Annotated in this window: 24 protein-coding genes; 12 read left to right on the plus strand and 12 right to left on the minus strand. The window is 66.0% G+C overall.

The annotated features are described in order from the left end of the window. From AADI75_RS10085 to AADI75_RS10105, 5 genes are all read left to right on the plus strand, one after another. Positions 1-1469, plus strand: a 1469-nt coding sequence (locus AADI75_RS10085) for a BamA/TamA family outer membrane protein (RefSeq protein WP_341208900.1), incomplete at its 5' end; no start/stop codon positions are given. Next, on the plus strand, positions 1469-2125 hold the full coding sequence (locus AADI75_RS10090) for an OmpH family outer membrane protein (protein ID WP_341208901.1): 657 nt from the start codon (positions 1469-1471) through the stop codon (positions 2123-2125). The genes AADI75_RS10085 and AADI75_RS10090, both read left to right, overlap by 1 nt. A gap of 32 nt (positions 2126-2157) precedes the next feature. Further along, positions 2158-2610 carry a 3-hydroxyacyl-ACP dehydratase FabZ gene (gene fabZ / locus AADI75_RS10095; protein WP_341208927.1) on the plus strand — a complete coding sequence of 151 codons (453 nt, stop codon included), beginning with the start codon at positions 2158-2160 and terminating at the stop codon, positions 2608-2610. 92 nt (positions 2611-2702) lie between these two features. Beyond that, positions 2703-2933, plus strand: coding sequence for a 50S ribosomal protein L31 (gene rpmE, locus AADI75_RS10100; protein ID WP_028965840.1), 231 nt, complete (start codon positions 2703-2705; stop codon positions 2931-2933). A 48-nt stretch (positions 2934-2981) separates the two neighbouring features. Next, positions 2982-3305 carry a PilZ domain-containing protein gene (locus AADI75_RS10105; RefSeq protein WP_341208902.1) on the plus strand — a complete coding sequence of 108 codons (324 nt, stop codon included), beginning with the start codon at positions 2982-2984 and terminating at the stop codon, positions 3303-3305. Here the strand turns inward: AADI75_RS10105 and AADI75_RS10110 are convergent. Then, entirely contained in the window at positions 3280-4815 is a 1536-nt protein-coding gene (locus AADI75_RS10110) for a glycerol-3-phosphate dehydrogenase (RefSeq protein ID WP_341208903.1), read from the minus strand. The genes AADI75_RS10105 and AADI75_RS10110 overlap by 26 nt on opposite strands. 134 nt (positions 4816-4949) lie before the next feature. Between AADI75_RS10110 and AADI75_RS10115 the strand changes: the two genes are divergently transcribed. Next, the gene (locus AADI75_RS10115; RefSeq protein ID WP_341208904.1) at positions 4950-5744 is read left to right on the plus strand and encodes an MIP/aquaporin family protein; all 795 of its coding nucleotides are present in this window, start codon (positions 4950-4952) and stop codon (positions 5742-5744) included. Between the two features lie 17 nt (positions 5745-5761). Beyond that, complete coding sequence (glpK, locus tag AADI75_RS10120) at positions 5762-7258, plus strand: glycerol kinase GlpK (protein WP_341208905.1); 1497 nt, start codon at positions 5762-5764, stop codon at positions 7256-7258. Between the two features lie 106 nt (positions 7259-7364). Here the strand turns inward: glpK and AADI75_RS10125 are convergent, their stop codons facing one another. From AADI75_RS10125 to AADI75_RS10135, 3 genes are all read right to left on the minus strand, one after another. After that, complete coding sequence (locus AADI75_RS10125; RefSeq protein ID WP_341208906.1) at positions 7365-8645, minus strand: MFS transporter; 1281 nt, start codon at positions 8643-8645, stop codon at positions 7365-7367. 14 nt (positions 8646-8659) lie between these two features. After that, complete coding sequence (locus AADI75_RS10130) at positions 8660-11701, minus strand: TonB-dependent receptor (RefSeq protein ID WP_341208907.1); 3042 nt, start codon at positions 11699-11701, stop codon at positions 8660-8662. Between the two features lie 132 nt (positions 11702-11833). Beyond that, entirely contained in the window at positions 11834-12583 is a 750-nt protein-coding gene (locus AADI75_RS10135) for a FadR/GntR family transcriptional regulator (protein ID WP_341208908.1), read from the minus strand. A 212-nt stretch (positions 12584-12795) separates the two neighbouring features. Between AADI75_RS10135 and AADI75_RS10140 the strand changes: the two genes are divergently transcribed. Genes AADI75_RS10140 through AADI75_RS10160 form a run of 5 tightly spaced genes read left to right on the plus strand, consistent with a single transcriptional unit; the run spans position 12796 to position 18815 of the window. Continuing rightward, positions 12796-14202: a DUF1080 domain-containing protein gene (locus AADI75_RS10140; RefSeq protein ID WP_341208909.1), complete on the plus strand. Its 1407-nt coding sequence runs from the start codon at positions 12796-12798 to the stop codon at positions 14200-14202. Positions 14203-14215: 13 nt separating this feature from the next. Continuing rightward, positions 14216-15529 (plus strand): Gfo/Idh/MocA family oxidoreductase, encoded by a 1314-nt coding sequence (locus tag AADI75_RS10145; protein ID WP_341208910.1) that lies wholly within the window; start codon positions 14216-14218, stop codon positions 15527-15529. 59 nt (positions 15530-15588) lie between these two features. Beyond that, positions 15589-16383: an FAD:protein FMN transferase gene (locus AADI75_RS10150; RefSeq protein WP_341208911.1), complete on the plus strand. Its 795-nt coding sequence runs from the start codon at positions 15589-15591 to the stop codon at positions 16381-16383. After that, a complete protein-coding gene (locus AADI75_RS10155) occupies positions 16383-17645 on the plus strand; it encodes a Gfo/Idh/MocA family oxidoreductase (RefSeq protein WP_341208912.1) in 1263 nt (420 codons plus the stop codon). The genes AADI75_RS10150 and AADI75_RS10155 overlap by 1 nt, the downstream gene beginning before the upstream one ends. Before the next feature lie 12 nt (positions 17646-17657). Further along, complete coding sequence (locus AADI75_RS10160) at positions 17658-18815, plus strand: Gfo/Idh/MocA family oxidoreductase (RefSeq protein WP_341208913.1); 1158 nt, start codon at positions 17658-17660, stop codon at positions 18813-18815. Positions 18816-19025: 210 nt separating this feature from the next. Here AADI75_RS10160 and AADI75_RS10165 read toward each other — a convergent pair whose 3' ends face one another. From AADI75_RS10165 to AADI75_RS10200, 8 genes are all read right to left on the minus strand, one after another. Continuing rightward, on the minus strand, positions 19026-19790 hold the full coding sequence (locus AADI75_RS10165) for an MBL fold metallo-hydrolase (protein ID WP_341208914.1): 765 nt from the start codon (positions 19788-19790) through the stop codon (positions 19026-19028). Further along, positions 19787-20566 carry a TatD family hydrolase gene (locus AADI75_RS10170; protein WP_341208915.1) on the minus strand — a complete coding sequence of 260 codons (780 nt, stop codon included), beginning with the start codon at positions 20564-20566 and terminating at the stop codon, positions 19787-19789. Before AADI75_RS10170 ends, AADI75_RS10165 begins: the two co-directional genes overlap by 4 nt. Next, the gene (metG, locus tag AADI75_RS10175) at positions 20566-22116 is read right to left on the minus strand and encodes a methionine--tRNA ligase (RefSeq protein ID WP_341208916.1); all 1551 of its coding nucleotides are present in this window, start codon (positions 22114-22116) and stop codon (positions 20566-20568) included. Before metG ends, AADI75_RS10170 begins: the two co-directional genes overlap by 1 nt. A gap of 194 nt (positions 22117-22310) precedes the next feature. Beyond that, positions 22311-23138: a Brp/Blh family beta-carotene 15,15'-dioxygenase gene (locus AADI75_RS10180; protein WP_341208917.1), complete on the minus strand. Its 828-nt coding sequence runs from the start codon at positions 23136-23138 to the stop codon at positions 22311-22313. Continuing rightward, a complete protein-coding gene (locus tag AADI75_RS10185; RefSeq protein WP_341208918.1) occupies positions 23135-23836 on the minus strand; it encodes a bacteriorhodopsin in 702 nt (233 codons plus the stop codon). The genes AADI75_RS10180 and AADI75_RS10185 overlap by 4 nt, the downstream gene beginning before the upstream one ends. Before the next feature lie 333 nt (positions 23837-24169). Continuing rightward, positions 24170-25150: a DNA polymerase III subunit delta' gene (locus tag AADI75_RS10190; protein ID WP_341208919.1), complete on the minus strand. Its 981-nt coding sequence runs from the start codon at positions 25148-25150 to the stop codon at positions 24170-24172. Continuing rightward, a complete protein-coding gene (gene tmk / locus AADI75_RS10195; protein ID WP_341208928.1) occupies positions 25147-25776 on the minus strand; it encodes a dTMP kinase in 630 nt (209 codons plus the stop codon). The genes AADI75_RS10190 and tmk overlap by 4 nt, the downstream gene beginning before the upstream one ends. Positions 25777-25790: 14 nt before the next feature. After that, positions 25791-26957 (minus strand): D-alanyl-D-alanine carboxypeptidase family protein, encoded by a 1167-nt coding sequence (locus AADI75_RS10200; RefSeq protein ID WP_341208920.1) that lies wholly within the window; start codon positions 26955-26957, stop codon positions 25791-25793. Positions 26958-26994: the final 37 nt, after the last annotated feature.

A 26994-nucleotide genomic window follows, 5' to 3' on the forward strand; every position in this document is an offset into this window, starting at 1 on the left:
CGCAGGACCGCATCAACTCGCTCGGCTTCTTCCAGGACAAGTTCGAGATCAAGCAGACCCCCGGCTCCGCCGCCGATCGCGTCGTGCTGGAGGCCAATGTCGAGGAACGCTCGACCGGGCAGCTGCAGTTGTCGGCGGGCTTCTCGAGCCTCGAGCGGTTCATCATCCAGGCGAACATCACCCAGAACAACTTCCGCGGCAAGGGCCAGACGCTCAGCGCCGGCGTGAACTATTCGACCTATTCCAAGTCGATCCAGTTGGGATTTACCGAACCGTATGTGTTCGACAAAAACATCGCGCTGGGCGTCGATGTTTTCCGTCGCGACTATAACGCGTTCAACTTCATCGGCACCAACCGCAACACCACGTACAGCCAGGTGTCGACCGGCTTCCAAATCCGCACCGGCGTGCCGTTGACCGAATATTGGCAGCTTGCGGGTCGATATCAGTTTTCCTACGACGAGGTCGGCCTCGATGAGAACAGCTTCTACACCAACGGTAGGTGCGATCCGCTCAAGGCCGGTCGTTACCTCTGCGACTCGCTCGGCAATCGTCTGACCTCGTCGGTCGGCTATTCGTTGATCTTCGACAGCCTCAACAGCCGCCTGCGCCCGACCGCGGGTCAGCGGTTCGTGTTCAGCCAGGACTTTGCCGGGCTGGGCGGCGATGTGAAGTACATCCGCTCGAAGCTCGACTTCTCGAAGTTCGTCAATCTCGGCGGTGGGTTCATCGGCTCGTTCGTCGGCGAGGGGGGCTACATCAAGTCGCTCGAGAAGTCGCGCGGTGAGGGTGTGGATCGCATCCGCATCAACGACCGCTTCTATCTTGGCGAGCCGCAGTTCCGCGGCTTCGACATCCGCGGCGTCGGCCCGCGCGTCCAGCGCCGTTATTATACGACCGATTCCGCCGGCAAGCAGGTGCTGATCACCGATCGCGACCAGTTGGTCGACGATGCACTGGGCGGCACCGCTTATTATCTCGGTCGCTTCGAGGTCGAGATCCCGCTCGGCTCGGGCGCGCGGGAAATGGGGCTGCGGCCGTCGATCTATGCGCAGTTCGGCAGCCTGTTCAACATCACCGAGCCGCTGCCGACCGCGACGTTCCCGACGACGACCGACGCCAACGGCAACACGGTCGTACTGCCGCTGCCGGTAAAGGATACGGCGGGCAATCCGCTGTATTCGTACGTCAATGCGGCCGGCGTGCTGGTGCCGACCACCTGCGCCGCCGGTCTTCCGAACGGCAATGGCGGCTGTAACGGCATTGTCCCCAATTCGGCGCAGATCGCGTCGCAGCCGTTCGAGGAGCGATTCCTCGGCAACTCGGCACGGCCGCGTGTTTCGGTGGGTATCGGCGTCAATTGGAATTCGCCGTTCGGCCCGCTGCGCATCGATCTCGCCAAGGCACTGATTTCGCAGCCGGGCGACGACCGCAAGCTCATCACCTTCAACGTAGGGACTCAGTTCTGATGACCAACTTCAAGCACCTCCTGCTCGCCGCGGCGCTCGTGACGCCGGGTGCGTTCACCGCCGCGACTGCGACCGCACAGGTCGCCGGTATCGCCGTCGCCGATCCCGAGGCGGCGGTCGCGAATTCCAAGGCATGGGCAACCGCGCGCCAGCAGATCCAGACGACCTACAAGGCGCAGCTCGATCAGGCGAACACGCGTCGCCAAGCCGTTCAGGCCGAGTTGCAGCCGCTGGTCGCCGCCTACCAGAAGGCCGCTGCCGCCCCCGGCGCGACCGAAGCGTCGCTGCGCACGCAGGCGCAGTCGATTCAGACCCGTGAGCAGACCGCCAATGCCGAGTTGCAGCGTCTGACGGCGCCGGCAAGCCGCGCCCAGGCCTATGCGATCGAGCAGATCTCGGCCAAGCTGCCCGACGCGGTGAACGGCGCGGTCCGTGCCAAGAACGTCAGCCTGCTGCTGCGCCCGAACGCCGCGCTGTTCGCGCAGCCGACGACCGACATCACCTCGGCGATCACCGCCGAGCTGGATCGTCTGGTCCCGACGGTCGGGGTCACGCCGCCGGCCAACTGGCAGCCGGGCCAGCAGGGTGACGCGGCTGCGCCGGCCGCCGCTCCCGCCGCCCCGGCGGCGACCAGCCGCGCCCCCACCGGCCGGTGAGCGAGGCGCCGGCCGACACGACGGGCGGGCCGATCGGCCCGCTCGATATCGTGGACGTGATGGCGGCGCTGCCGCATCGTTACCCGATGCTGCTGGTCGATCGGGTCGAGGAGATCGTTCGCGATCGCTCGATCCGCGCGATCAAGGCGGTGACGATCAACGAAGGCTTCTTCCAGGGGCATTTCCCCGGGCGTCCGATCATGCCGGGCGTGTTGATCGTCGAGGCGCTGGCGCAGGCCGCCGGCGTGCTCGCGGTCGAAAGCCTTGGTCTCGCCGGATCGGGCAAGCTTGTCTATTTCATGGCGATCGACGGCGCGAAGTTCCGCAAGCCCGTCGAGCCGGGCGTGCTGTTGTCGCTCGAGGTCGAGTTCGTCCAGAAGCGCTCGTCGGTGTGCAAGTTCGCGGGCGTGGCGAAGATCGACGGTCAGGTCGCCGCCGAGGCGAACTTCACCGCGATGATCGCGGACCCACCCAAGCGCAGCTGATCGCCCACAGGCTTTGACTTCGGCGCGCGTTTCGATTAGGCGCGCGCCTTCCTTTCAGGCTGGTCGGAACCAGCCATTTCGGAGCACGACCCATGAAGAAAGACACGCACCCCGACTATCACATGATCAAGGTCCAGATGACCGACGGCACCGTGTATGAGACTCGCTCCACCTGGGGCAAGGAAGGCGACACGATGACGCTGGAAATCGATCCCTTGGCGCACCCGGCATGGACCGGCGGCCGTGGTCAGGTGCTGGATGCTGGTGGGCAGGTTGCTCGCTTTAACAAGCGCTTCGGTGGTGGCCTCACGCTTCGCAAGTAAGCGAGCGCGTTAACCATTCGTTAGGCATGGCGGCGTACGATCGCCGCCATGTTCGCAGCCGAATACGCCCCTGCCGCTCGCCCGTTTCGCCGCAGCAAGCGTGCGCGACTGGAGTTGGAGACACCCGCCGAGCAGAGCGGCATGGCGCGGACGCTGTGCAAGGTTGTTGACCTGTCCGAGCACGGGTGCCGGTTGCTCACTTTCTCCACCATGGACCGCAATCAGCCGATCTGGCTGAACCTCCCGGGGCTGGGCATGATCGCGGCGATCGTGGTGTGGGCGGACGATCTGGTCGCGGGCTGCGCGTTCGCATCACCGCTGTCGGCAGACGCCTTCAACGCGCTGGTCAGTCGCCACGGGCTGATGCACTAAGACGGTGCGCCAGATAGGCGTCGACCCGCGCCGCGGTATCGGGCGGCACGTGCAGGCCCAGCTTGCTGCGCCGGAACAGAATGTCCTCCGCGCTTGACGCCCATTCGTTCGCGCTGAGATAATCGATCTCCCGCGTGAACAAGCTGCCGCCGAGGTCCTCTCCCAAATTCGCTGTGGTTCTTGCATCCCCGAGCAGTTGCTCGATCCGGGTGCCGTACGCGCGTGCGAGGCGGCGCAGCAATGGGGCAGGCAGCGCGGCGTAGCGGGTCTGCAAGGTCGCGAGATAGCGGTCGAAATCGGCATCGGCGATGTCGCCGCCGGGTAACGGCGCGTCCGCGGTCCAGGCCGGGCCGGCCGCCGGGAAGAACCGCGCCAGTTCCTGAAGCGCGTGTTCGGCCAGCTTGCGATAGGTGGTGATCTTGCCACCGAAGACGCTGAGCATCGGCGCACCGTCAGTGCCCGTGTCGAGGTCGAGGACGTAATCGCGCGTCACCGCGGAGGCATTCGCGGCACGGTCGTCGTAGAGCGGGCGGATGCCGGAATAGGTCCAGACGATCTCTTCTTGTACCACCGGCCGCTCGAAATAACGCGCGATGGTGCCGAGCAGATAGTCGGTTTCCTGCTGGTCGATAACCGCGCGTCCCGGTTCGCCTTGCCAGGCCTCGTCGGTGGTGCCGACCAATGTGTAATCCTGCTCGTACGGGATCGCGAATACCACCCGCCGGTCCGGGTTCTGGAGCAGGAACGCGTGCGCGCCGTCGTACAGCCGCGGCACGACGATATGGCTGCCCTTGACCAGCCGCACCCCACGGTCGCGCCGCGCATCGGGGACGCTGCCGAGCACGTCGGCAACCCACGGCCCCGCGGCGTTGACGAGGGCGCGGGCGCGGATCTGGCGAGGGCCGGTGGCGTCGGCAATCGTCGCGCGCCACCCGCCGGCGTCGTCGCGGCGCGCGTCGACGAGGCGGGTGTGGGTGAGGATCGTCGCGCCGCGGTCGGCCGCGTCGCGCGCGTTGAGCACGACGAGTCGGCTGTCCTCCACCCAGCAATCCGAATAGACGAAGGCTTTGGGATTGCCCGGTTTCAGCCCGCGGCCGACCGGGTCGCGATCCAGCGCCACGGTGCGCGTGGCGGGCAGCCGCTCGCGCCCGCCGAGATGGTCGTAAAGGAAGAGACCGAGCCGCACGAGCCACGCCGGGCGCGGCGAATTGCTTTGCGGAAGCACGAATTCAAGCGGCCAGATGATGTGCGGTGCCATGCGCCACAGCCGTTCGCGCTCGATCAGCGCCTCGCGTACCAGCCGGAACTCGCGATATTCGAGATACCGTAATCCGCCGTGGATCAATTTGGTCGAAGCGGAGGACGTGTGGCTCGCGAGATCGTCCTTCTCGACCAGCAGGACCGACAGCCCACGCCCGACGGCATCGCGCGCGATGCCGGTGCCGTTGATGCCGCCGCCGACGATCAGCAGGTCGACATCGAAAGCGGCTGAACGTGTCGGTTGCTGCACGGAAGCGCCTCGTTGCGGTTGAGATCACCCAACATATGGCAAGTTCGGCGGTTGCTTCAAAGCGGCATTGACCTTGCGCACAAACACAGGAAGGTAGCCGAAGCGCCCGCGTGAGGCGCGGGGAGGACCGAGGCATGGCGGGGCAGCAGGGCTTCAGGGGCGAGTTGATCGCCGAGGCACTGGCGGTGGCGATCATCATCACGCTGGGCGATTCGGCAGCGGCGATGCTGATCCTCTACGATCCCAGTCCGTATGCGACCGCTTATTGGGGCGTGTGCATCGCCTGGGGGCTGGCGGTGACGCTGGCGATCTACGTGACCGGCGCGGTGTCGGGGACACATGCCAATCCGGCGGTGACGCTGGCGCTCGCGATCTTCCGAGATTTTCCGAGCCGCAAGGTGCTGCCGTACGTGGCCGCGCAGGTAGTCGGAGCGATGATCGGGGCGGCGCTGGTCTATCAATTGTTCGGCCCCGTGATCGAGGCGTTCAACAGCGCGCATGGGCTGACCCGCGCCGGAGGCGGCGCGGCGGGCGTGTTCTTCACCGCGCCCGGCGCGCACATCACGCCTGTCCATGCCTTCTGGGACGAGGTGGTGCTGACCGCGATCCTGTTGCTCGGCATTTTCGCGATCACCGACGAGTTCAACACGCAGGCGCCGATGGCGAACGCCAGCGCGCTCATCATCGGGCTGCTGGTCGCGTGCATCGGGGCGTCGGCGGGCTATCTGGAGGGATGGCCGATCAATCCGGCGCGCGACTTCGGTCCGCGGCTGTTCTGCTGGCTGATGGGGTGGGGTGACTCCGCGCTGCCGGGCCCGGGCAATTACTGGTGGGTGCCGATCGCCGGGCCGCTGGTCGGCGGGGTGACCGGCGCTGCCATCTACCAATATCTGGTGCGGCCCAACCTGCCGCCGCGTGCGCGCAACTGACATCAAGGGAGAAAGACGTGGCGGGTCCGCAACATATTCTGGCGATCGACCAGGGCACCACCTCGACGCGCGCGATCGTCTTCGACGTCGAAACGCATCCCGTATCGACCGCGCAACGCGAGTTTGCGCAGCATTATCCGCAGCCGGGCTGGGTCGAACACGATCCCGAGGACATCTGGCGCGACACGCTGGCGACCGCGCGGGAAGCACTGGCGGACAGTGGTGTTGGGGCGGAGGGCATCGCGGGGATCGGCATCACCAACCAGCGCGAAACGGTCGTCGTGTGGGATCGCGCGACCGGCGCGGCAATCCACAAAGCGATCGTCTGGCAGGATCGCCGCACCGCCGAGCTGTGCGCGCGATTGAAGGAGGAGGGGCACGAGCGCGCTGTTCGCGCCAAGACCGGCCTGCTGCTCGATCCCTATTTCTCCGCGACCAAGCTGGCGTGGATTCTCGATCATGTCGACGGTGCGAGGGAGCGGGCGGAAAAGGGCGAGCTGGCGTTCGGAACGATCGACAGCTTGCTGCTGTGGCGATTGACCGGTGGCGCGGTGCACGCGACCGACATCACCAACGCCAGCCGGACGTTGCTCTACGACATTTACGCGCAACGCTGGGACGAGGAACTTTGCGCGCTGTTCGACGTGCCGATGGCGCTGCTGCCCGAGGTGCATGACAACAGCCATATCTTCGGCCACACCGCCGACGGGCTGTTCGATGCCGCGATCCCGATCGCGGGGGTCGCGGGGGACCAGCAGGCGGCGCTATTCGGGCAGGCGTGTTTCGCCAAGGGCATGGTCAAGTCGACCTATGGCACCGGCTGCTTCATGCTGCTCAACACCGGCGCGGAAGCGGTCGCGTCCGAGCACCGGCTGCTGACCACGCCCGCCTATCGGCTGAACGGCACGGTGACCTACGCGCTGGAAGGGTCAATCTTCATCGCCGGGGCGGCGGTGAAGTGGCTGCGCGACGGAATCGGCGTCATCACCCACGCGCGCGACACCGACGGCATGGCGACCCAAGTACCTGACAGCCACGGCGTCTATATGGTCCCGGCGTTCGTCGGCTTGGGCGCGCCGCACTGGGACCCGGATGCACGCGGCGCGATCTTCGGGCTGACGTTGGGCTCGACGCAGGCGCATCTGGCGCGCGCCGCGCTGGAAGCGGTCGGGTATCAGACGATGGACTTGGCCGATGCGATGGTCGCCGATGGCGGTGATCCGCCCGCGACGATCCGCGTCGATGGCGGCATGGCGGCCAATGACTGGCTATGTCAGTTCCTCGCCGACATGCTGCAGGTACCGGTAGAGCGGCCGCGACACTTGGAGACGACCGCACTTGGGGCGGCGTTCCATGCCGGTCTGGCGACGGGGGTATGGAAGGACCTCGACGCGCTGGCGGCGACATGGGCGCGCGGCGCGTGCTTCGAGCCGAAGATGGCGGAGGAGGCCCGGGCGACGCTGGCGGAAGGGTGGCATGCCGCCCTGGCGAAGACGCTGACGGTGCGGGACTGAGCAGGGCTTGATCCGACCTAAAAGTTTGACGCGCCCGGCTTGAACCGTCTCCCATCGGCTCCCCGGCCTTGGCCGGGGTGACGCTTCGGCTTGGACGGATCACATTCTAGCTAGCGGCCCTGGCATCAAGCCGCGGCACCAGCAGGTGAACGAGCAGCAGCGCGATCAGATAGGCGCTACCGGCCCACAGGAACACGGGGACATAGGTGCCGACCGTCTCCAGCACCTGCCCGACGTACTTCGCCATGATCATCCCGCCGATCGCGCCGGCGGCGCCGCCGATCCCCATCACCGAGGCGATCGAGGTGCGTGGGAAGGTATCCGACACCATCGTGTAGAGGTTCGACGACCACCCCTGATGCGCGGCGGCGGCCAGACCGATGATCGCCACCGCCGCGGTCAGGCTCGACACGCTGCTGGCGAAGACGATCGGCGTGACGAGGATCGCGGAGGCGAGCAGCGCGAGCTTGCGCCCGGCATTGACGCTGAAGCCGCGCTTGATGAGCGCCGACGACAGCCACCCGCCGCCGATGCTGCCGACATCGGCGAGCAGATAAACCGCGATCAGCGGCGGGCCGAAGGTCTTGAGATCGAGCCCGTGGCGCTTGGCGAAGAAGTCGGGCAGCCAGAACAGGAACAGGTACCATACCGGGTCGGTCAGGAATTTGGCGATCACGAAGGCCCAGGTCGCGCGGCGGCGGAACAGGTGCGGCCAGCGGATCGGCGTGGTGCCCGCATCATTGTCCTGATCGGCGGCGATGTACGCGAGTTCCTGCGCGGAAACGCGTGGGTGCTGAGCAGGGGCGCGATAGAAGAGCAGCCACGCCGCCAGCCAGAGGAAGCCGAGCGCGCCGGTGATGAGGAATGCCGCCTGCCATCCGTAGCTGAGCGCGATCATCGGCACGACGATCGGTGTCGCGATTGCGCCGACGTTCGCGCCGGCGTTGAGGATGCCCGCCGCGAGCGCGCGTTCCTTCTTCGGGAACCACTCGGCGACCGACTTGATCGCGGCGGGGAAATTCGCCGCCTCGCCCAGGCCGAGCGCGAAGCGCGCCATCGCGAACCCGCCGGGGCTGCGCACCAGGGCATGAACCATCGCTGCGACGCTCCATAGCGTGATCGCGGCGGCATAGCCGAGCTTCGACCCGACCTTGTCGATGATCGGTCCGCACGCCAGCAATCCGATCGCGTAGGCGGCCTGGAACCAGAAGACGATCGTGCCATAGTCGATCTCGGACCAGCCGAGTTCCGACTGGAGTGTCGGTTTGAGGATGCCGATGACCTGCCGATCGATGTAATTGATGGTGGTGGCGAAGAACAGCAGGGCGCAGATCACCCAGCGGATGTTGCCACCGGCCTTCAGGGGTGCAGGTCGGTAATCGGTCATCGGCATCCGTATGGTCAGAGCTGGAAGTTGATCGCGAGCGCGTAGGTACGCCCGAAATAGGCGGTATAGAGCGGGTCCTGACGCACGGTATCGACCGTCAGCCGGTTGGTCTCGTTAGTGATGTTCGAGACTTCGGCGATCAGCTTGATGTTCTCGGTCAAATTGTACGACGCCGAGGCGTCGACGAAGATCGAGCTGGCATTCGCGGTCGAGTCTGCATCAACCGAGCCGCTGGGCACCGCGGTGAGGAACGACGAGCGATAGTTGACGGTCGAGCGGATACTGAACTTGCTATCCTCGTAATAGAGCGTCCCGCTGGCGGTTTCCGGCGACAGCCCGACCAGCGGCGCGGTGCGCGAGAGCGTGGGCGAGATGATGTAATTGATGTTCGACCGGACGCGCGTGAAATTGGCCAGTGCGCCGAAATTGCTGAGCGCGCCGGGCAGGAAGCGGAACGGCAATTGCACGTTGACCTCGAAGCCGCGCAGCGGGCCGCCGGGCGTGTTGTTGCTCCGCTGCACGGTGAACTGATCGCTCCCGCTTAGCAGCGTGCCCGACAGCAGCGACAGCGGCAGGCCGATATCCTGGAAGGCGACGCTCGTGCTGGTCGTCTGGATATAGCTTTCGATATTCTTGTAGAAATAGGCGAGCGAGATCAGCGAACCGGGGGCGAAATACCATTCGAGTGACGCGTCGAAGGTGTTGGCGCGGATCGGCTCCAGGAACGGGTTGCTGAACGACGCCGTCTGGATGACCAGATTGGCGCTGCCGGCCGGGATCAACTGACCGTAGGAGGGACGCGACATGACCCGCGACGCGGAGAAGCGCGCGATCAGATCCGGCGTGACGTCAAGCGCGAGGTTCATCGACGGTAGCCAGTCGTCGTAGGAACGCCCGACTTCCGAAATGACAAAGCGCGAGGCGAACGGCGCGCCGGCCGGCGCCGCTGCGGTGATCGGGCCGTAGGTGTCGAGCTTGGTATGGACGTAGCGGACACCCGCGTCGCCGCGCAGCGCGAACGGCAGCGTGTTGCTGGTGTCGAACTTGAACATCAGATAGCCGGTCGAGTATTTCTCGCTGACCCCGCCGTAGGTGCCGCGCGCGCATTCGATGTTGCAATAGCTGTAGGTGTCGAAATTGACCGCGCGGCGGAATTTGTCCGGGTCGACCGCGACGAAATCCTGAAGCTGGCCGTCCAAGTTCTTGCCGATGCCGGTCGTGACGAAGGTAAAGTCGCTGACCGAGACGCCGGCCGGCAGCGCCAAGGGCGTGGTGTTCGTCAGCTGCCGCTCGCGTGCGACATATTCGTTGGTGCGATACTGCCCACCGACCTGCACCGTGAAGCCAGGCGCGGCCTTCCATTCGGTATTCAGCTCGAATGTCTTGCTGGTGATGGTGTTGCGGCGGATGAAGTTCGACAATTGCCCGCGCTGATCGCCGGTGGCGAGCGGCGGCCCATATTGGAAGAGCGCCGGATTGGTGGTGTCGATGCCATAGCCGATCTTCGGAATGTCGGGATTGTCGCGAAAATCGATCGACCAGTTGCGCGTGTCGTTTGAATCGATCGCGACCTGCAGGCGATTTACGTCGAGTTCCGAACGGTTGATGCCGGCAAGCCCGAAGACGCGGAACGTGTCGGAGAAGCGGTGATCGATGTTGAGGTTCACCTGCTTGTATTCGGAGGTGAACCGCTCGTCCTGCATTTCCGAACGCAGGTCGACGCCATCGAACAAACCGTGGATCAGCGAGCCGTTGTCGTCGACCTCGATCTCGCGCACCGAGGTGAGCGGCTGGCCGTTGTTCGACAGCGCGCGTCCGAACGAGCGCGCGTCGAACATCGTGTCGAGGCGATTGACCTTGAAGCGCGAATACAGGCCGTCGATCGAAATGTCGGTTAGATCGGTCGGCTTCCATTGCAGCGTCAGCGAACCGGCGATCCGCTGCTGGTCCTGGCTGCTCTTCACCGGACGCGGCAGGCGCGGCAAGAACACGCCGCCGCCCGGACGCCCGTTCGCGCCGACGCGGCTCATGATATAGTCGTAGGCGGCGGCGTTGCCGGTGCGCGGGTTGTTGGTACTGCAATTGTTGGCGTCCGCGCCGATCGGCGTGCCGTTCGACTGGCTGTACCCGCTGCTGGGGCTGTTCACCGCCACGCCGCGATAGGTGTAGCCGACGGGGGTGCAGAACGGCATGATCAGCGAGCGGTTCGGGCCGCTGCCGATCAGCGGATCGGTCGACGTCCGCGGCACGCTCGAGGGTGCTTCGAGACCGTAGACATAGGTCGGAACGACGTCGGCCGCGGAATAGGCATATTCGTCGATGTGGCGCTTTGAATAGGCGATGCTGCCCAAAATGCCGAATGTGTCGCCGAACTTCTTGGAGAAGAGCGCGGACAGGCGCGGGTCGACGTCCTTTTTGATGTCGTTGTAGATTCCGCGGGCGGTGCCCGAGAAGACGAAGTCCTTCTTCTGATCGAACGGGCGCGGCGCCCGCAGGTCGACGGTCGCCCCGAGCGAGCCTTCCTCGACGTCCGCGGACATCGTCTTGCGTACCGACAGCGCCGAGAAGATTTCGGTGGGGAAGGTCACGAAGTCGAACGACCGCCCCGTCGCAACGCCGCCGCGGATGTCGCTGCCGCTGACCTGCGACACGCCTTCCATGCCGTTGATCCGCACGCGCGTGAATTGCGCGCCGAGCCCGCGCACCGAGATGTTGCGGCCCTCGCCGCCGTCGCCGCGCGACAACGCGACGCCGGGGATGCGCTGCATCGACTCCGCGAGATTCGAGTCGGGGAATTTCCCGATATCCTCGGCGACGATGCTGTCGATCGCGGCGGTTTCGTTGCGTTTTTGGTTGAGCGCGTTGTTCAGCGACGCGCGAAAGCCGGTAACGACGATGTCGGCGACCTGACCTTCCGGGATGTCCTGATCGGCGCTCGCCGCGGCCGGGGAGGGGGTGTGCGCGCCGGTCTGTGCGGAAAGCGGCGCGGCGGCGATCATGCTCGTCAAGCTGATCGAAACGAACAGATGGCGCTTATAGCGGTGCTGACTGGTCAAAAGCCCTCTCCCTGTCGGCGGCGCGCTGCGTTGTGCAAACCGACCGCTGGCTTGTGACAGTCGATCGAGCGCGTTCCTTGCCTAGTTGTCAGGTAGCATTGTCAGTCCATGCTGACAATGCGGCTTGAGAGATCAAACCGCGGCGCGGCGGGCGAGCGCATGGCGACGCTGCGTCGCCTCGGCACGCGCGCGCTCGACCGCCTCGGTCTCGGTGACATCGAGCAGATGGTCGATGACGCGGGAAAGGTGATCGCGCATCGCATTCCGCGCGTCGACCGGCGAGCGTGCCTCCAGCGCCGCAAGGATGCGGCCGTGTTCGGCCATGCGGCTCTCGGTGCCGAGACTCCCGGCCTTTACAAGCACTTCGCGCGCCAGTGGCGAGCGGAAGCGCATGTCCCAGAAGTCGGTGACCGCCGCGATGATGACGGCATTGCCCGTCGCCTCGGCGATCGCGATGTGGAAGCGACGATCGGCGTCCTCGGCAGCCGTCACGTCGCTTTGCTCCATCTGGGCGAGCAGCGCGCGCAATTCGGCAAGTTGCGCCGAGTCGATCTCGGTGGCGGCGACCGCGGCGACCTCGCCCTCGAGCAGCCGCCGCGCCTCGGTGATCTCGAACGCGCCGATATCGAGTTCGCGAGTCGCGTCGACCGCGCCGGTGGCGAGCACGAACACCCCCGAGCCTTTGCGCGCCTCGACGATCCCCTGCATTTCCAGTGCGATCATCGCCTCGCGCACGGTGGGACGGCTCACCTTGAAGCGCTCGGTCAGGTCACGCTCGGCCGGTAGCCGCGCGCCGACCGGATAGATGCCCTCCGCGATGTCCGACAGGATGGCATCGACGATCCCACGGTATAGTTTGCCGCCACTTTCAGTCTTGCGCATGGATCGTCCCGATTTGTCAGCAGGCGCATCGACCGCGACGGCGCCGCAATCGGATCGTAGCGTAACCCGAAGCAGCCGCCAATGTCTGACATCTCTATTGCAAGTGGTCGGGCCGCGACCTAGGTTCGTGGTCGAAAGAGGTGCGGGAGCACCCGGAAAACAATGTGGTGCCTGCCGGCTGGCGGGGCTGCGACATTAGGGCAGGGTGGTTGATGAAGGTCCATACACTCGCAGCGGCGGCATTGCTGGTCACGACGCTTTCCACCGCAGGTGCCGCGCGCCCGCCGCAATCCCGCCAACAGGGGGCGCCGTGGCGCGACGTGACCCCCCGCGCGGGGCTGGCGGGCTGGCACAAGGTGGGCGGCAACGCCACCTATGACGTGGCCGGCGGCGAGTTGATCGGCCGCGCCGAGCCGGGCAAGACCAACAGCTGGCTGGTCTCCGACGCGCAATATGGTGACTTCATCGTCGAGTTCGACACCAAGACCGATCCGGCGCTCAATTCCGGGATGATGATCCGCGGACAGAGCCGCCCCGATTATCGCAACGGCGTCGTGTTCGGGTATCAGGCCGAGATCGATCCATCGAAGCGCGCGTGGAGCGCCGGGCTGTATGACGAGCAGCGCCGACAATGGCTCTACACGCTGGGGCGCAACGAAGCGGCACGACGCGCTTTCCGTCCGGGCGACTGGAACCACTACCGGGTGGAGGCGATCGGCAACCGGCTGCGCACCTGGATCAACGGCGTGCCGGCGGCGGATGTCGTCGACGATATGGACGCGCGCGGCTTCATCGCGTTTCAGGTCCATGCGATCCCCGATGCCGACGCCGCCCGCCATCCCGAGGCGCGGTTTCGCAACGTCCGGATGATCACCGACCGCCCGGCACGCTATGCGATGCCGGCGACCGGGCTGCCCGAGCAAGGCTGGCTCTCCAATCGCCTGTCGGACAGCGAGCGCAAGGCGGGATGGAAGCTGTTGTGGGACGGCCGCACCAGCGCCGGGTGGAAGGCCGCGAAGGGCAGTGCCTTCCCGAGTAAGGGCTGGGCCATCGGCAATGGCGTGCTGTCGGTGGAGGCCGGAAACGGCGGCGAGTCGACCAACGGCGGCGATATCGTCACCACGCGCGAGTATAAGGATTTCGAGCTGTCGGTGGATTTCCGGCTCACGGAAGGCGCGAACAGTGGCGTCAAATATTTCGTCGATCCCACGCTGTCGAAGGGCGAGGGCTCTGCGATCGGGCTGGAATATCAATTGCTCGACGATGCACGGCATCCCGATGCCAAGCGCGGGCGCGACGGCAACCGGACGCTCGGCTCCCTCTATGACCTGATCCCGGCGCGCAACCTTTCCGATCCCGACAGCCCCGGCAAGCGGATCAACCCGCCCGGCGAGTGGAACCGTGCGGTGATCATTTCGCGCGGCCGGCATGTCGAACATTGGCTGAACGGCTTCAAGGTCGTCGACTATGAGCGCGGCTCGCCCGCGTTCCGCGCGCTGGTCGCGCAAAGCAAATATGCGAAATTGCCGGGATTCGGCGAACGTCCGCAAGGGCCAATTCTCTTGCAGGATCATGGCGATCGGGTCGACTTCCGGTCGATCAAGATCCGCGAATTTTGAGGGGGATGCACCGATGATCGATCGTCGCACGATGTTGACCGGGGCCGGCGCGGCGCTGGGGGTTGCGATCAGCGCCCGCAGCTACGCTCAGATCAAGGGCGCAAACGACCGGCTGCGGGTCGCCGTCGTCGGCGTCAACGGCCGCGGACAGGCGCACATGAGCGCCTTTTCCAAGCAGCCCAACGTCACGATCACGCATCTGGTCGACGTCGACTCCGACGTGCTGGCCAAGCGCGCGGCGGCCTTCGCCGCGAAGGGCAACAGCGCGGTGAAGACCGAGGGCGATTACCGCCGGCTGCTCGACCGCAAGAACGTCGACATCATCACGGTCGCGACGCCCGATCACTGGCATGCCAAGCTGGCGATCGATGCAATGGAGGCGGGCCGCCACTGCTACATGGAGAAGCCGATTGGCATCGCTCCAGCTGAAGGCGAGGCGCTGATCTCGGTGCAGAAGCGGACCGGCCGCACGTTACAGGTCGGCAATCAACAACGATCGAGCCCGGAAACGCAGCAGCTCGGCGCGCTGATCCGCGCCGGGGAACTGGGCGACGTCTACGAGGCGCAGACCTGGTATGCCAACAATCGCGGCTCGATCGGCAACGGCACCGTCATCGCGCCGCCCGCCAATCTGAACTGGGATCTGTGGCAGGGGCCGCGCCCGCGCGGCGACTATCGATCGAACCTCGTCCACTATAACTGGCACTGGTTCTGGAAGTACGGCACCGGCGAGATTTGCAACAATGCCATGCACGAACTGGATGTCGCGCGCTGGCTGATGGGGCTGACCTATCCGAAGACCGTGGAGGCGCGCGGGGCGAAGCGGTTCCACAAGGGCGACGATTGGGAGATGTACGATTCGCTCGCGCTCGACCTGATCTACGACGGTGACCGGGCGATTCGCTGGAACGGGCAGAGCTGCAATGGGCAGCTGACCTACGGGCGCGGGCGCGGCGTCCTGCTGCTCGGCACCAAGGGATCGGCGGTGGTCGATCGGAATGGGTTCGAGCTGTACGATCTGGCCGGCAAGCAGATCCGGCAGGTCAAGGCCGCCGCGACATCGGAGACGACCGGGACGGTCGGGGAGGGCGTGCTCGACGTCTATCACGCGCGCAATTTCGTTGACGTCATTCGCGGCAATGCCTCTACGCTCGCCTCGCCGATCGCTGAGGGCCACATCAGCACCACGCTCTGTCACCTCGGCAACATCGCCTATCGGACCAACAGCGTGCTGACGATCAATCCGGCGACTGGCAAGCCCGCCAGCGCCGAGGCGATGAAGCTGTGGGCGGTTGATTACCAGCCGGGCTGGGAGGTCAAGGCCTGACCCACCCGGCCGTCTCGACGCGCGCGCTTCCGGCGACGGGCGATCTGTGCTTCCCGGCGATGGGGACGCGCGTCGAGCTGTATCGCTTCGGCGATGGTGCAGCCGACGCGCTGACGCTGGCGCAGCGCGCGATCGAGCAGGTCGACGATGCGCTGACGATCCACCGGCCGTCACCTGCCACTGCGCTCAACGAGGCGCTGGGACGGGGTGAAACCGGCGCGATCGACGATCCGCTGCTGCTGGATGCGTTGATCCGGATCGACGATGCGCGTGACATGACGGAGCGGTTGTTCGACCCCACCGTCGACACGCGCCGGGCGACGATCGGTTGGGAGCGGTTGCGGTTCGATCGCGGTGCGGCGACGCTGGCGTGCGATGCGTCGGTCGCGCTGGACTTCGGTGGTTTCGGCAAGGGCTATGCGCTCGATCGCGCGGTAACGGCGCTGCGCGATGCCGGCGTTGAGTGCGCGCTGCTCTCGGCTGGCGAAAGCTCGATGGCGGTGATCGGCGAGCACCCGCTGGGTGGCGCATGGTCGTTTGCGGTGCCCGACCCGCGTGACGCCGACCGGGCATTGGTCGAGATCGCGTTGATCGACGAAGCGCTATCGATCTCCTCGACATCGGGCCTCGGCGTGACGGCACCCGAGCGCGCGGCGATGGTGCGGCCGGGACGATCGACCGCCGTCGTGGCACCCCGCTCGGCGGTCGTCGTCGACGCCAACGGCGCGGTGGCGGAAATGCTGAGCACCGCACTGATCGTCGCCGATGACGAAGCGGCACAACGGCTGCAAGATGGCGTGCGGCGCATGCTCTTCGATCTCGCACCCGCCGCCCCGACCAGGATGTTTGCGTAATGACCGACAAGACCTTTGATTTTACTCGCCGGACCTTCCTGGATCGCGTCCTGATGGCCAGCGCCGGCGGCGTGATGGCGACCGCCACGCCTTGGGCGGCGATCGCGGCGCAGGCGGAGAGCGCCGGCGCGGGCAAGGTGCGGCTGGGCGTGATCGGCACCGGAGACCGTGGGCGCGCGCTGATCCAGAACATCGCCAAGACGCGCAACTGCACCGTCGCGGCCCTCTGCGATAATTATGCGCCGCATCTCGTCAAGGCGCGGCAATGGGTCGCGGCCGGCACGCCCGAGTTCAGCGATCATCGCAAGATGTTGGAGGCGAGGGGGCTCGACGCAGTGGTGATCGCCACGCCGCTCCACCGCCACGCGCAGCACACTTTCGACGCGATGGACGCGGGCCTGCACGTCTGGTGCGAGAAGGCGATGGCGCGGACGATCGCCGACTGCGGCGCGATGGTGGAGCGGGCCCGGACGCGCGGCAAGGTGCTGCAGATCGGGCACCAGCGGATGTTCCATCCCACCTATCTCAACGCCCTGCGCCGCGTGAAGGCGGGCGAGATCGGCACCGTGACGCAGATCCGCGCGAGTTGGCATCGCAACAATGCGTGGCGCCGCCCGGTGCCCGCCGACAGCGACGACCGCCGCATCAACTGGCGGTTGTATCGCGAGAGTTCCGCCGGGCTGATGACCGAACTGGCAACGCATCAGCTACAGGTCGGCAACTGGTTCCTCGATGCAGTGCCGACGCGCGTGATCGGCTCGGGCAGCATCTGTTTCTGGAAGGACGGGCGCGAGGTCTACGACCATGTCGCGCTGATCTACGAATATGCCGGTGGGCGGAAGCTGATCTACACCTCGCTGCTCAACAACGCGCGTTACGGCTGCGAGGAGCAGATCCAGGGCAGCAAAGGCACGATCGAGCCGGAGTTGGGGCGCATTTATCAGGAGGTGCCGCCGCGTTCGCTGGCGTTGCAGCGGATGCAGGCCGACGTGAAGCGCGGCCACAAGCGCACGATTCCGATCGGTGGCGCCACCTGGTTCCCGGAGCTGCCGGTGACGACCCCGGGCGAGTCGCTCGGCTGGGGCGAGTATGACGAGACGATGCTCCAGTTCGAGGGGTTCGGCGAGGCGGTGCGATCGGGCAAGCCGCTGCCCGGGCTGCTGCAACAGGCGTACAACGCCAGCGTCGCGTCGCTGCTCGGCGAACAGGCGATGGATCGCGGCGAAGCGGTGGCGTGGCCCACCTCGCTGGTTACGGTTTGAGGGGAAGAGACGATGACATTTGCCGATCGCCGCGCCATTCTAGGCATGGGACTGACCGCCGGGCTGGCGGGGCTGGCAGGTGAGGCGCTGGCGCAATCCGCGACCCGCGGCGACGCGCCGACCGAAACCGCCGTCGCCAAGCCGGTGCCCGAGGCGAAATATCGCGTGCCGTTCGCGGTGATCGGGATGGATCACAATCACATCTACGGCATCACCGACGCGATGATCCGCGGCGGCGGGGTGCTCACCAGCTTCTACGCCACCGATCCGAAGCAGATCTCTGCCTTTCAGAAGCGGTATCCGGACGCGAAGCTGGCGCGCAGCGAGGACGAGATCTTGCAGGATCGCGCGATCAAGCTGGTGTGCAGCGCCGCGATCCCCAGCCTGCGCGCGCCGCTCGGCATCCGCGTCATGCGCGCGGGCAAGGATTATCTAAGCGACAAGGCCGCGGTCACGACGTTGCAGCAACTCGCCGACGTGCGCCGCGCGATCAAGGAGACCGGGCGCAAATACGGGATCATGTATTCCGAACGACTGGAGGTGCCCGCTGCGGTAATGGCCGGGCAGATGGTGCATGACGGCGCGATCGGGCGCGTCATCCAGACGATCAACCTCGCGCCGCACCGCCTGTCTGCGCCGAACCGGCCGGAATGGTTCTGGGACCCTGCGCGTAACGGCGGCATCCTCACCGACGTCGGCAGCCACCAGGCCGATCAGTTCGTCTATCTGACCGGCAGCACGCGCGCGCAGGTGCTCGCGTCGCAAACCGGCAATTTTGCGCACCCGGAGCATCCCAGGTTCGAGGATTTCGGTGATATGATGCTCCACGGCAGCGGGGGAGCCGGGTATATTCGCGTCGATTGGTTCACCCCGGACGGTTTACCGACCTGGGGAGACGGCCGGCTTTTCATCCTCGGCACCGAGGGCTACATCGAATTGCGTAAATACGTTGATATTGCTGGCAGACCGGGCGGCAACCACCTGTTCATCGCCGACCTCAAAGGCACCCGCTACATCGATTGCTCGAAGGTGCCGCTGCCGTTCGGCCCGCAGTTTATCAATGACATAGTCGAGGGTACGTCGGTCGCGCAGGATCAAGCGGGGGCCTTGCTGGCCGCCGAACTCGTGCTGACCGCCGAAGCGCAAGCCAGGCGTGCAACGCCGAGTTGAAAGGAGACCGCCGCTCCTTCACGCCAACCGTATTTGCCGATAATCCACGTTATGTAAAAAAATTGAGGACTAGAGCGAGGGTGGCGGCGACTGCTAGCCATATGGCGCTGTAAAGCAACGTCGTCCGCCACGGCACGCGCCGCGCTAATAGCGCGGACATCGGTAGGACCAGTACAAGTACGAGAATGACGGCGCGGATTGCCGTGTCGCTCATGCTGTCCACTCCCATCCGTCAAAACCGGGTTCGATGGCGGTTGGAAGTTCTGTGCAGAGTTCGGCATAGTCCATCGACTGATCCATGTGGACCAGCGCTGTTCGGCGCGGCTGGAGTTCGGCGCACCAGTCGAGCACCGTCGCCAGATCGGGGTGCGTCGGGTGCGGTTTGCGGCGCAGCGCGTCGACGATCCACAGGTCGAGATGCTGATAATGTACGCGCATCTCATCGGTCATCCCAGCTATATCAGTGGCATAACCAATGACATTACCTCCCGCCTCGAAGCGCAAGCCAGCCGAGGTGATGTTCCCGTGCGGCTGGTCGACGATACCAATCTCAATCGAACCGACGCGCAGCTGGTTCGGCAGGTCGGCCAGTTCGACCGTTGGCGGATAACCGCCAGTGCCTTCAAAGACGTAGCCAAATTGCCGACGCAGCGCAGCGGCGGTGCGCGGGCGGGCGTAGCCCCGCACCGGATGTCCAAGCGCATGATAAACTTGGCGAAGGTCGTCGATGCCGAAGACGTGGTCGGCATGTTCGTGGGTCCAGATTACCGCGTCGACCATCGAGACCTTCGCCGCGAGCAGCTGCTGGCGCATGTCGGGGCTGGTGTCGACGAGGATCCGGGTGCCGTCATGCTCGATAAGTATCGAGGATCGCGTCCGAAAATTCCTGGGCTCGGTGGGGTCGCAGGCGCCCCAGTCGTTGCCGATGCGGGGGACGCCGGACGAGGTGCCCGAGCCCAGAATGCGGACCTTCACGCCGCGGTCGTCTTGTTGAAGAGGCGGTGGAAGTTTTCCGCCGTATATCGCTGTAATTCCGCCACTTCCTCACCGCGCAGCTTCGCCAAAAAGGCCGCGGTATCAGCGACGAACGACGGCTCGCCGGGCTTCCCGCGGTGCGGGATTGGCGCGAGAAAGGGCGCGTCGGTTTCGATCAGTAGCCGTTCGGGGGGCAAACGGGACGCCGTTTGTTGCAGGTCGACGGCGTTCCGGAACGTCACGATGCCGGAAATAGAGATGTAAAAACCGAGTTCGAGCGCCGCGGTGGCGAAAGCGGCGCTGGCGGTGAAGCAATGGATCACGCCGGGATACATTCCCCGCTCCATTTCGTCGCGGAGGATTTTCAGCGTGTCATCCTCAGCATCGCGGGTGTGGACGACGATCGGCACCTGCAACTCGCGCGCGGCGGCGATGTGCGCGCGGAAGCTGGCCTGCTGGCGAGCACGATCGGAATGGTCGTAGTGATAGTCGAGCCCGCTTTCGCCGACGCCGACCACCCGCGGGTGCCGGCCGCGTGCGACCAGCTTTGCGGTATCGATATGCGGGTGCGCATCGGCCTCGTGCGGGTGGATGCCGACAGTCGCCCAGACATCGGGCTCGCGCTCGGCGGTGGCGAGCACGTCGTCCCATTCGCTTTCGCGCGTGGCGATGTTGAGCATCGCCGTCACACCGCGCGCGCGAGCCCGTTCGAGCACTGCCTGCTGTTCCTCAACCAACCCCTTGTAATTGAGGTGACAATGGCTGTCGGCAAGCATCAGGCGGGCTCCGCTTCTGCCGGCATTTCAAGCCGCGGGAACGCCGGTGTCGGGGTTGCGAGCACGAAGCCTGCCGCGACCTGTCGCGCATACCAGCCGTCGTCGTCGATCGCGGCGTGGCTACGATCTTCCACCCCGAGCAGGTCGAGCACCCGCCGCGCCCCGGCCGGCACCACCGGCAAGATGGTGATCGCGAGCATGCGGATCGCGCGGACCAGCATGCCGAGCACCGCATGCATTCGCTCGGGATCGGTCTTGCGAAGCGCCCACGGGGCCTGCGCATCGATATACTGGTTGCAAGCGAAGACGCCGCGCATCCACGCCTCAATGCCCTGGCTGAGCATCAGATCGCCGAATGCCGCCTTGAAGCCGGCGCAGGCGACGACGACCTCCTCGATCAACTGGCCATCCGCGACATCGGCGCGGCCGGCGTCGGGGAGCGCGCCGCCAAGGTTCTTGGCGATGAACGACAAGGTGCGCTGCGCCAGATTGCCGAAGGCGTTGGCCAGTTCGGCATTGACGCGGGTGACGATCGCATCGGCGGCGTAGCTGCCGTCCTGTCCGAAGCTCACCTCGCGCAACAGGAAATAGCGTAGGCCATCGACGCCGAAGGCGTTCGCCAGATCGAGCGGGTCGACGACGTTGCCGAGGCTCTTTGACATCTTCTCGCCACGGTGGAGCAGGAAGCCGTGGCCGAAGACGGTCTTGGGCAGCGCAACGCCCGCGGACATCAGGAACGCCGGCCAATAGACCGCGTGGAAGCGGACGATGTCCTTGCCGATCAGATGCAGATCGGCGGGCCAGTGCGGCATGTCGCCGTCAGGATAGCCGGCACCGGTGAGATAGTTGGTGAGCGCGTCGACCCAGACGTACATGACGTGTCCCGGACTGTCGGGCACCGGCACGCCCCAGGCGAAGCTGGTCCGCGACACCGACAGGTCGGAGAGCCCACCCTCGACAAAGCGCAGGATTTCGTTGCGGCGCGATTCCGGGCGAATGAAGTCGGGATTGGCGGCGTAGAAGTCGAGCAGCGGCTGCTGGTATTTGGACAGGCGAAAGAACCACGTTTCCTCCGCAGTCCAGGTCACCGGCGTGCCCTGCGGCGAGAGCTTCTCGCCCCCCTGCCCGTCGACCAGTTCCTTCTCGTCGTAGAAGGCTTCGTCGCGTACCGAATACCAGCCCTCGTAGCGATCGAGGTACAGGTCGCCGGAAGCTGCCATCGCACGCCACAGCGCTTGGCTTGCAAGATGATGATCGGCATCGGTGGTGCGGATGAAGCGATCATAGCTGATGCTCAAGGCATCGCACATCGACCTGAAATAGCCCGACATTTCGTCGGCAAGCGCGCGGACCTCGACGCCCTTGTCGCGCGCCGTCTGGACCATCTTCAGCCCGTGTTCGTCGGTGCCGGTCTGGAAACGCACGTCACGCCCGGCCTGCCGCTGGAAGCGCGCGATCGCGTCGGCGGCAATCGCCTCATAGGCATGGCCGATATGCGGACGGCCGTTGGGATAGCTGATCGCGGTGGTAATGTAGAAGGGTTCGCCCATGCCGCCGTCCTAGGGTTTGATGCCCGCCAGAACAAGCGGGCGGTGGCCGGGTGGCGCGGGGCTCGGCGCGTTCGCCACGGATGTCGAGGCTGTCCTCATGAACGCGTGGCGAACTAGTCCATTCGTGGTCACGACGTAGCGCCGGACCCTCAATGGGCAATCGGAGGCCGGTTCTGGACCCGACATGACACGTCTCAGCCGCCCCGTGCCGCCAACTCAGGCTGGCACCCGACCGCGTTTCCTTCGAACCAGGGCGTCACGAGGAGGTGCGGAACGGCAAGAGCGGCGATGCCTACAAAGAGCCCTCGGACGCCGCTGGGATCTAAGTGCAGCAGCAACGTTCCGACGAGGGTGGCGAGCAGTAGCGCTCCGCCGAAAACTGGCGCGACCGCGCGCAGGTATGACATATTATCGAAGTACCCCAGGCGATCGCGACGCTCGGCTGTTTGCGGAATGGCGTGAAGGATCAGAAAACCAAGTGTGAAGCCGATCAGCGGCGGCATCAGCAGCAACGCGGCCACTCCGCTGGCAAGATGCAGGTTTCGCCGTCGCCACGCCAGCGCCAGCAGAGTGGCACCCGCCGCGCCGCCGACCGCGGCAAGGATCGGGGTGTAGGTCGGCAGGGTGGATAAGGCTCCACCGGCCGTTCGCAAGAGGACGGCATAAGCGGGCGCGTTCAAGGTGGCCGGCGCAGCGACGAGCACCACCCCGCGCGCGGCGCGTTCGATCGGTCCGCCCTTGGCGCCATCCTCAATGCCGAAGTGGACGGCCGAGGCGACGAGAAAGGCCGGCAAGGCCATCGCCGGATTAATGGTCCACCAAAGCAGCGTCGTCGTGGACGCGATACCGTAGGCGAGAAGAAACATGCTCCGCCGGGCAGGTTCCACGACGGCCAGATCACCCGCCCCATGCGCCATGCCGACCACACCGATGCCGAGGATTGCAAACACCAATTGCACTGGCAATGGCGCGAAGGCGGCCGCAACCGCCCCCGCGATCAACAAGGCGGTGCCGCGAGTCACGCCCGCTGGCTGTGATGGTGCAGCGCCTTATCGAGGTTGCTGGCAGCATAGAATGCATAGGCAACCTTGGCGATGACATCCATGACCAGGATCGCCCATACCGACATCGGGTCGGTGATGATCTTCAGCCCCTCTGGCCCGATCAGAAAGACGATCGGGTACAGGAACCAGATCACAGTCAGGAACGTGACGTTCTTGCCATAAGCCGCGCCCAGCTCGCCGCCTCTCTCGACAGCCATCGCCCGCAGCGGCCCCCAGAGGAGATACAGGACGCCGAGAAAAGCGACACACGACCAGAGATACCAAACCCATTTCACCAGCGGCGCTTCGGCGAGCGACGATATCAGACCGGTCACGATCATCAGCACGTCGAGGACGATGATGGAGGTGAGAAAGCCGCCGACCTCACCTGTCTTCCCACGTTCGTGGAACGCCAGCAGCACGAGGCTGGAAAGAAGGATCGGCGTCGTGACCGTCCAGTCCGCATAGCGAGCCAAGTAAGTGGCCGAGCCGTCCCCTTTGATGAGGGTGCCGATGCCGAAGGCCATCGCGAGATAGGCCGTCGCCGCAATAAACGGGACGGCTGCATGTAGCAGCGTGTGATGATGCGATGGCGGAGTCTTTTTACCCGAAGCGTAGATCGCCAACGACGCGAGTGACATGACCGAGAACCCGATCACGAAGGCAGTTTGGTCCATAACCACATCCCTTTTCGGGAATGACCGCCTTGCCAGACCCTTGGCCGCTAACGCAAATTAGGGACAATGGTGCCAGCAATCGAATGTTAAAAACGCGTAACATAGCGTCCGCGTTTGTCGCGTTGCTGCCAAGGGCAAGTTGTTTGAAGAAATGGAGGCGATGGCAGCGGCGGCCATTGCAACCTGCGGCGGGATGCCGCTGACCGGCTGACGATCGAGGAAGCCGGCAGTGTATATCCGGGTCCGTTCTATGAAACGCCCCGAGGCCCACTGGTTCGGCTCTGGCTTGCTTCGCTGCGCTCGGACCGTCCGGTTGGTCGCAGGTGGCGCGTCTTACCGCGGCGCCGCCAGCCGTGCGACGATCCCGGTGAGTTCGTAGACGGTGCCCTGCGTGTCCAGCGACAGGCTGCGGGCGGCGGCGGCGACCTTGCGCGCCTCGTCATAGGCGTCGAGCGCGGCGCGCAGATCGTCGCCGACGCGCAAGGCGGTCATGCGCGCGATCACGGTGGGGACGCGATCGAGGAACGCTTCGTAGCGGGGCTGCGCCGCCTTGGGCGACAGGGCCCGCGCGAGCGCCGCGCGGCGGGTGAGCATCGGATCGCCATCGCGCCCGATCGCCTCAACCACGGTGTCGAGCGCGCCGAGATCGAGACCGGCGTAGCCGATCGCGCGGCCCGGCGCCCCCTCCCCGATCCGCACCAATGCGGCGCGCTCTTCTTCGTCCGCTTCGGGCAACGCGTTTGCGAGCACCGCGGCCATGTCCGCATCATCGAGCGGATCGAAGCGCAGCAGCCGGCAGCGCGAGCGGATCGTCGGGAGCAGTCGGCCGGGCGCGTGGCTGACCAGCAGGAAGATCGTGCCGGCGGGCGGCTCCTCAAGGCTCTTGAGCAAGGCGTTCGACGCGCCGGGGCGTTCGAGATCGTCGGCGGCGTCGATCACGATCACGCGGCGCGGCGACAGCGACGGCATCGTGCCGAGGAACGGGCCGAGGCTGCGGATCTGGTCCACGGTGATCGACCGCGCGAGTTCGTCTTCCTTATCCTTCTTCGCCAGCCGGCGCAGCACGCGCAGATCGGGGTGCGATCCTGCCGCCATCAGCTTCGCGGCGGGATGATCGTCGGGGACGGTGAGCCCGGGGGGGAGCACGCCGGGTATCATCGCATCGGCGAGCAGCCGCAGCGCTGCGGCCAGCGCAAACGTCGCCTTCCCCACGCCCAGCGGCCCGGCGAGCAACCAGGCGTGGTGGAGCACGCCACCGGTGCTCGCCGCCAGGAACGCGTCGATCGCGGCGCGGTGGCCACGCACCGTCGTCACGGGAGCAGGTCCGCCAATGCGTCGAGCATCGCTGCGGTCACCCCCTCCGGCGGCTGGGTCGCATCGACCCGGCGGAAGCGCGCCGGATCGCCGGTCGCGAAACCGTCGAAGGCGGCGGCGACCGCGGCGTGGAAGCGCGGATCGCGGCGGGCGAAGCGATCGGCGGCTGCACCATCGCGGGCGGCGGCGCGCGCTGCGCCGACCTCGGCAGGGAGCGTGAGCAGGAACGTGCGATCGGGGAGCAGCCCCGACGATCCGAAATCGTGCAGCGCGAGGATCGCGTCATCGTCGATCCCGCCCCCGACGCCCTGATAGGCGCGGGTCGAGTCGATATAGCGGTCGCAGATCACCCAGCGACCGGCGTCGAGCGCGGGGCGGATCACCTTTTCGACATGGTCGGCGCGCGCGGCGGCGAACAGCAACGCCTCGGCGCGCGCGCTCCAGCGGGTCGCGTCGCCCTGCATCAGCAACGCGCGGATCGCCTCCGCCCCCTCGCTGCCGCCCGGTTCGCGCGTGACGACGGTGTCGATCCCGCGGTCGCCGAGCGCGGCGGCGAGCGCGCGGACCTGCGTCGACTTGCCCGCGCCCTCCCCGCCTTCGAGGCTGAGGAACCGCCCTTTTGTCATCGCGCTGTTGCCGGTCAGCCGAACAGGCCTTGCCACGCGCGGCCGAAGAAGCCCGCCTCGCCGACGTCGCCGCCCGCGACCAGCGGCATCCGCTGCTCGGGCAGGCCCGGCGACGACACGACGAGATCGGCGATATGCGCGCCCTGCTTGATCGGCGCCTTGATCGGGCCGTCATAGACGATCTTCGCGGCGAGCTTCGGCCGGCTGCCCGACGGGATCGTGACCGTCAGGTCCTTGGGTGCGACGAGCTTCACCTCGCGCGCGCTGCCGAGCTGGACAGCGGCGGTGCCGACCTCGCGGCCGGCCTTCACCACCGGCTTTGCCTGCCACGCGCGGAAGCCCCATTCCATGAAGCGCACCGATTCCTGCGCGCGCTGGTTGAAGCTGGTCAGTCCCGCGAGCACCATCACCAGCCGGCGGCCGTTCTGTTCGGCCGAGCCGGTGAAGCCATAGCCTGCCTCCTCGGTGTGGCCGGTCTTCAGCCCGTCGGCGCCCGCGACGCGGCCGAGCAGCGGGTCGCGATTGGCCTGGGTGATCGCCTGCCCGGCGCCCATCGTCTTGCCCCAGGTGAAATCACGGCGCGAATAGAATTGCTTGTAGAGCTTGGGGTGCTGCTGGATCGTCGCGGCGGCCAGCGTGGCGAGATCGCGCGCGGTGACATAGGTGACGCCGCCGTCCGGCCAGCCGTTCGCGGTGCCGAAATGGCTGTTCTTCAAGCCCAACTTCGCGGCATCCTCGTTCATCCGCTCGACGAACGCCTGTTCGGTGCCAGAGATACCCTCGGCCAGCACGATGCACGCGTCGTTCCCCGACAAGGTGACGATGCCGTAGAGCAGGTTGGCGACCGAGACGCGCTCGCCCGACGACAGGAACATCGTCGACCCCGCCTGCGGGCCGTGCCACTTCTGCCACGTCTCCGGCCGCACCTCGAACTCGGTGTCGAGCTTCAGGTCGCCGCGCTTGATCATCTCGAACGCGGTATAGACCGTCATCATCTTGGCCATCGACGCCGGGGGCATCCGGCGATCGGCGTCGCGCGCGAACAGCACCGCGCCCGACGACAGATCCTCCATGAACGCGACCGGCGCGGGCGTGTCGAACTGCGGCGCGGCGGCGACGGCGGGCATCGCCAGCGCGACGACGGCAGCGGGAAGCGCGAGAACGGTCAGCAGCTTGGTCATTGAGGGTTCCGTGTGTCGAAGCGGGGAGAATACATCG

It is taken from the genome of uncultured Sphingomonas sp. (genome assembly GCF_964021865.1).
In the GTDB taxonomy this organism is placed as follows: Bacteria; Pseudomonadota; Alphaproteobacteria; order Sphingomonadales; family Sphingomonadaceae; genus Sphingomonas.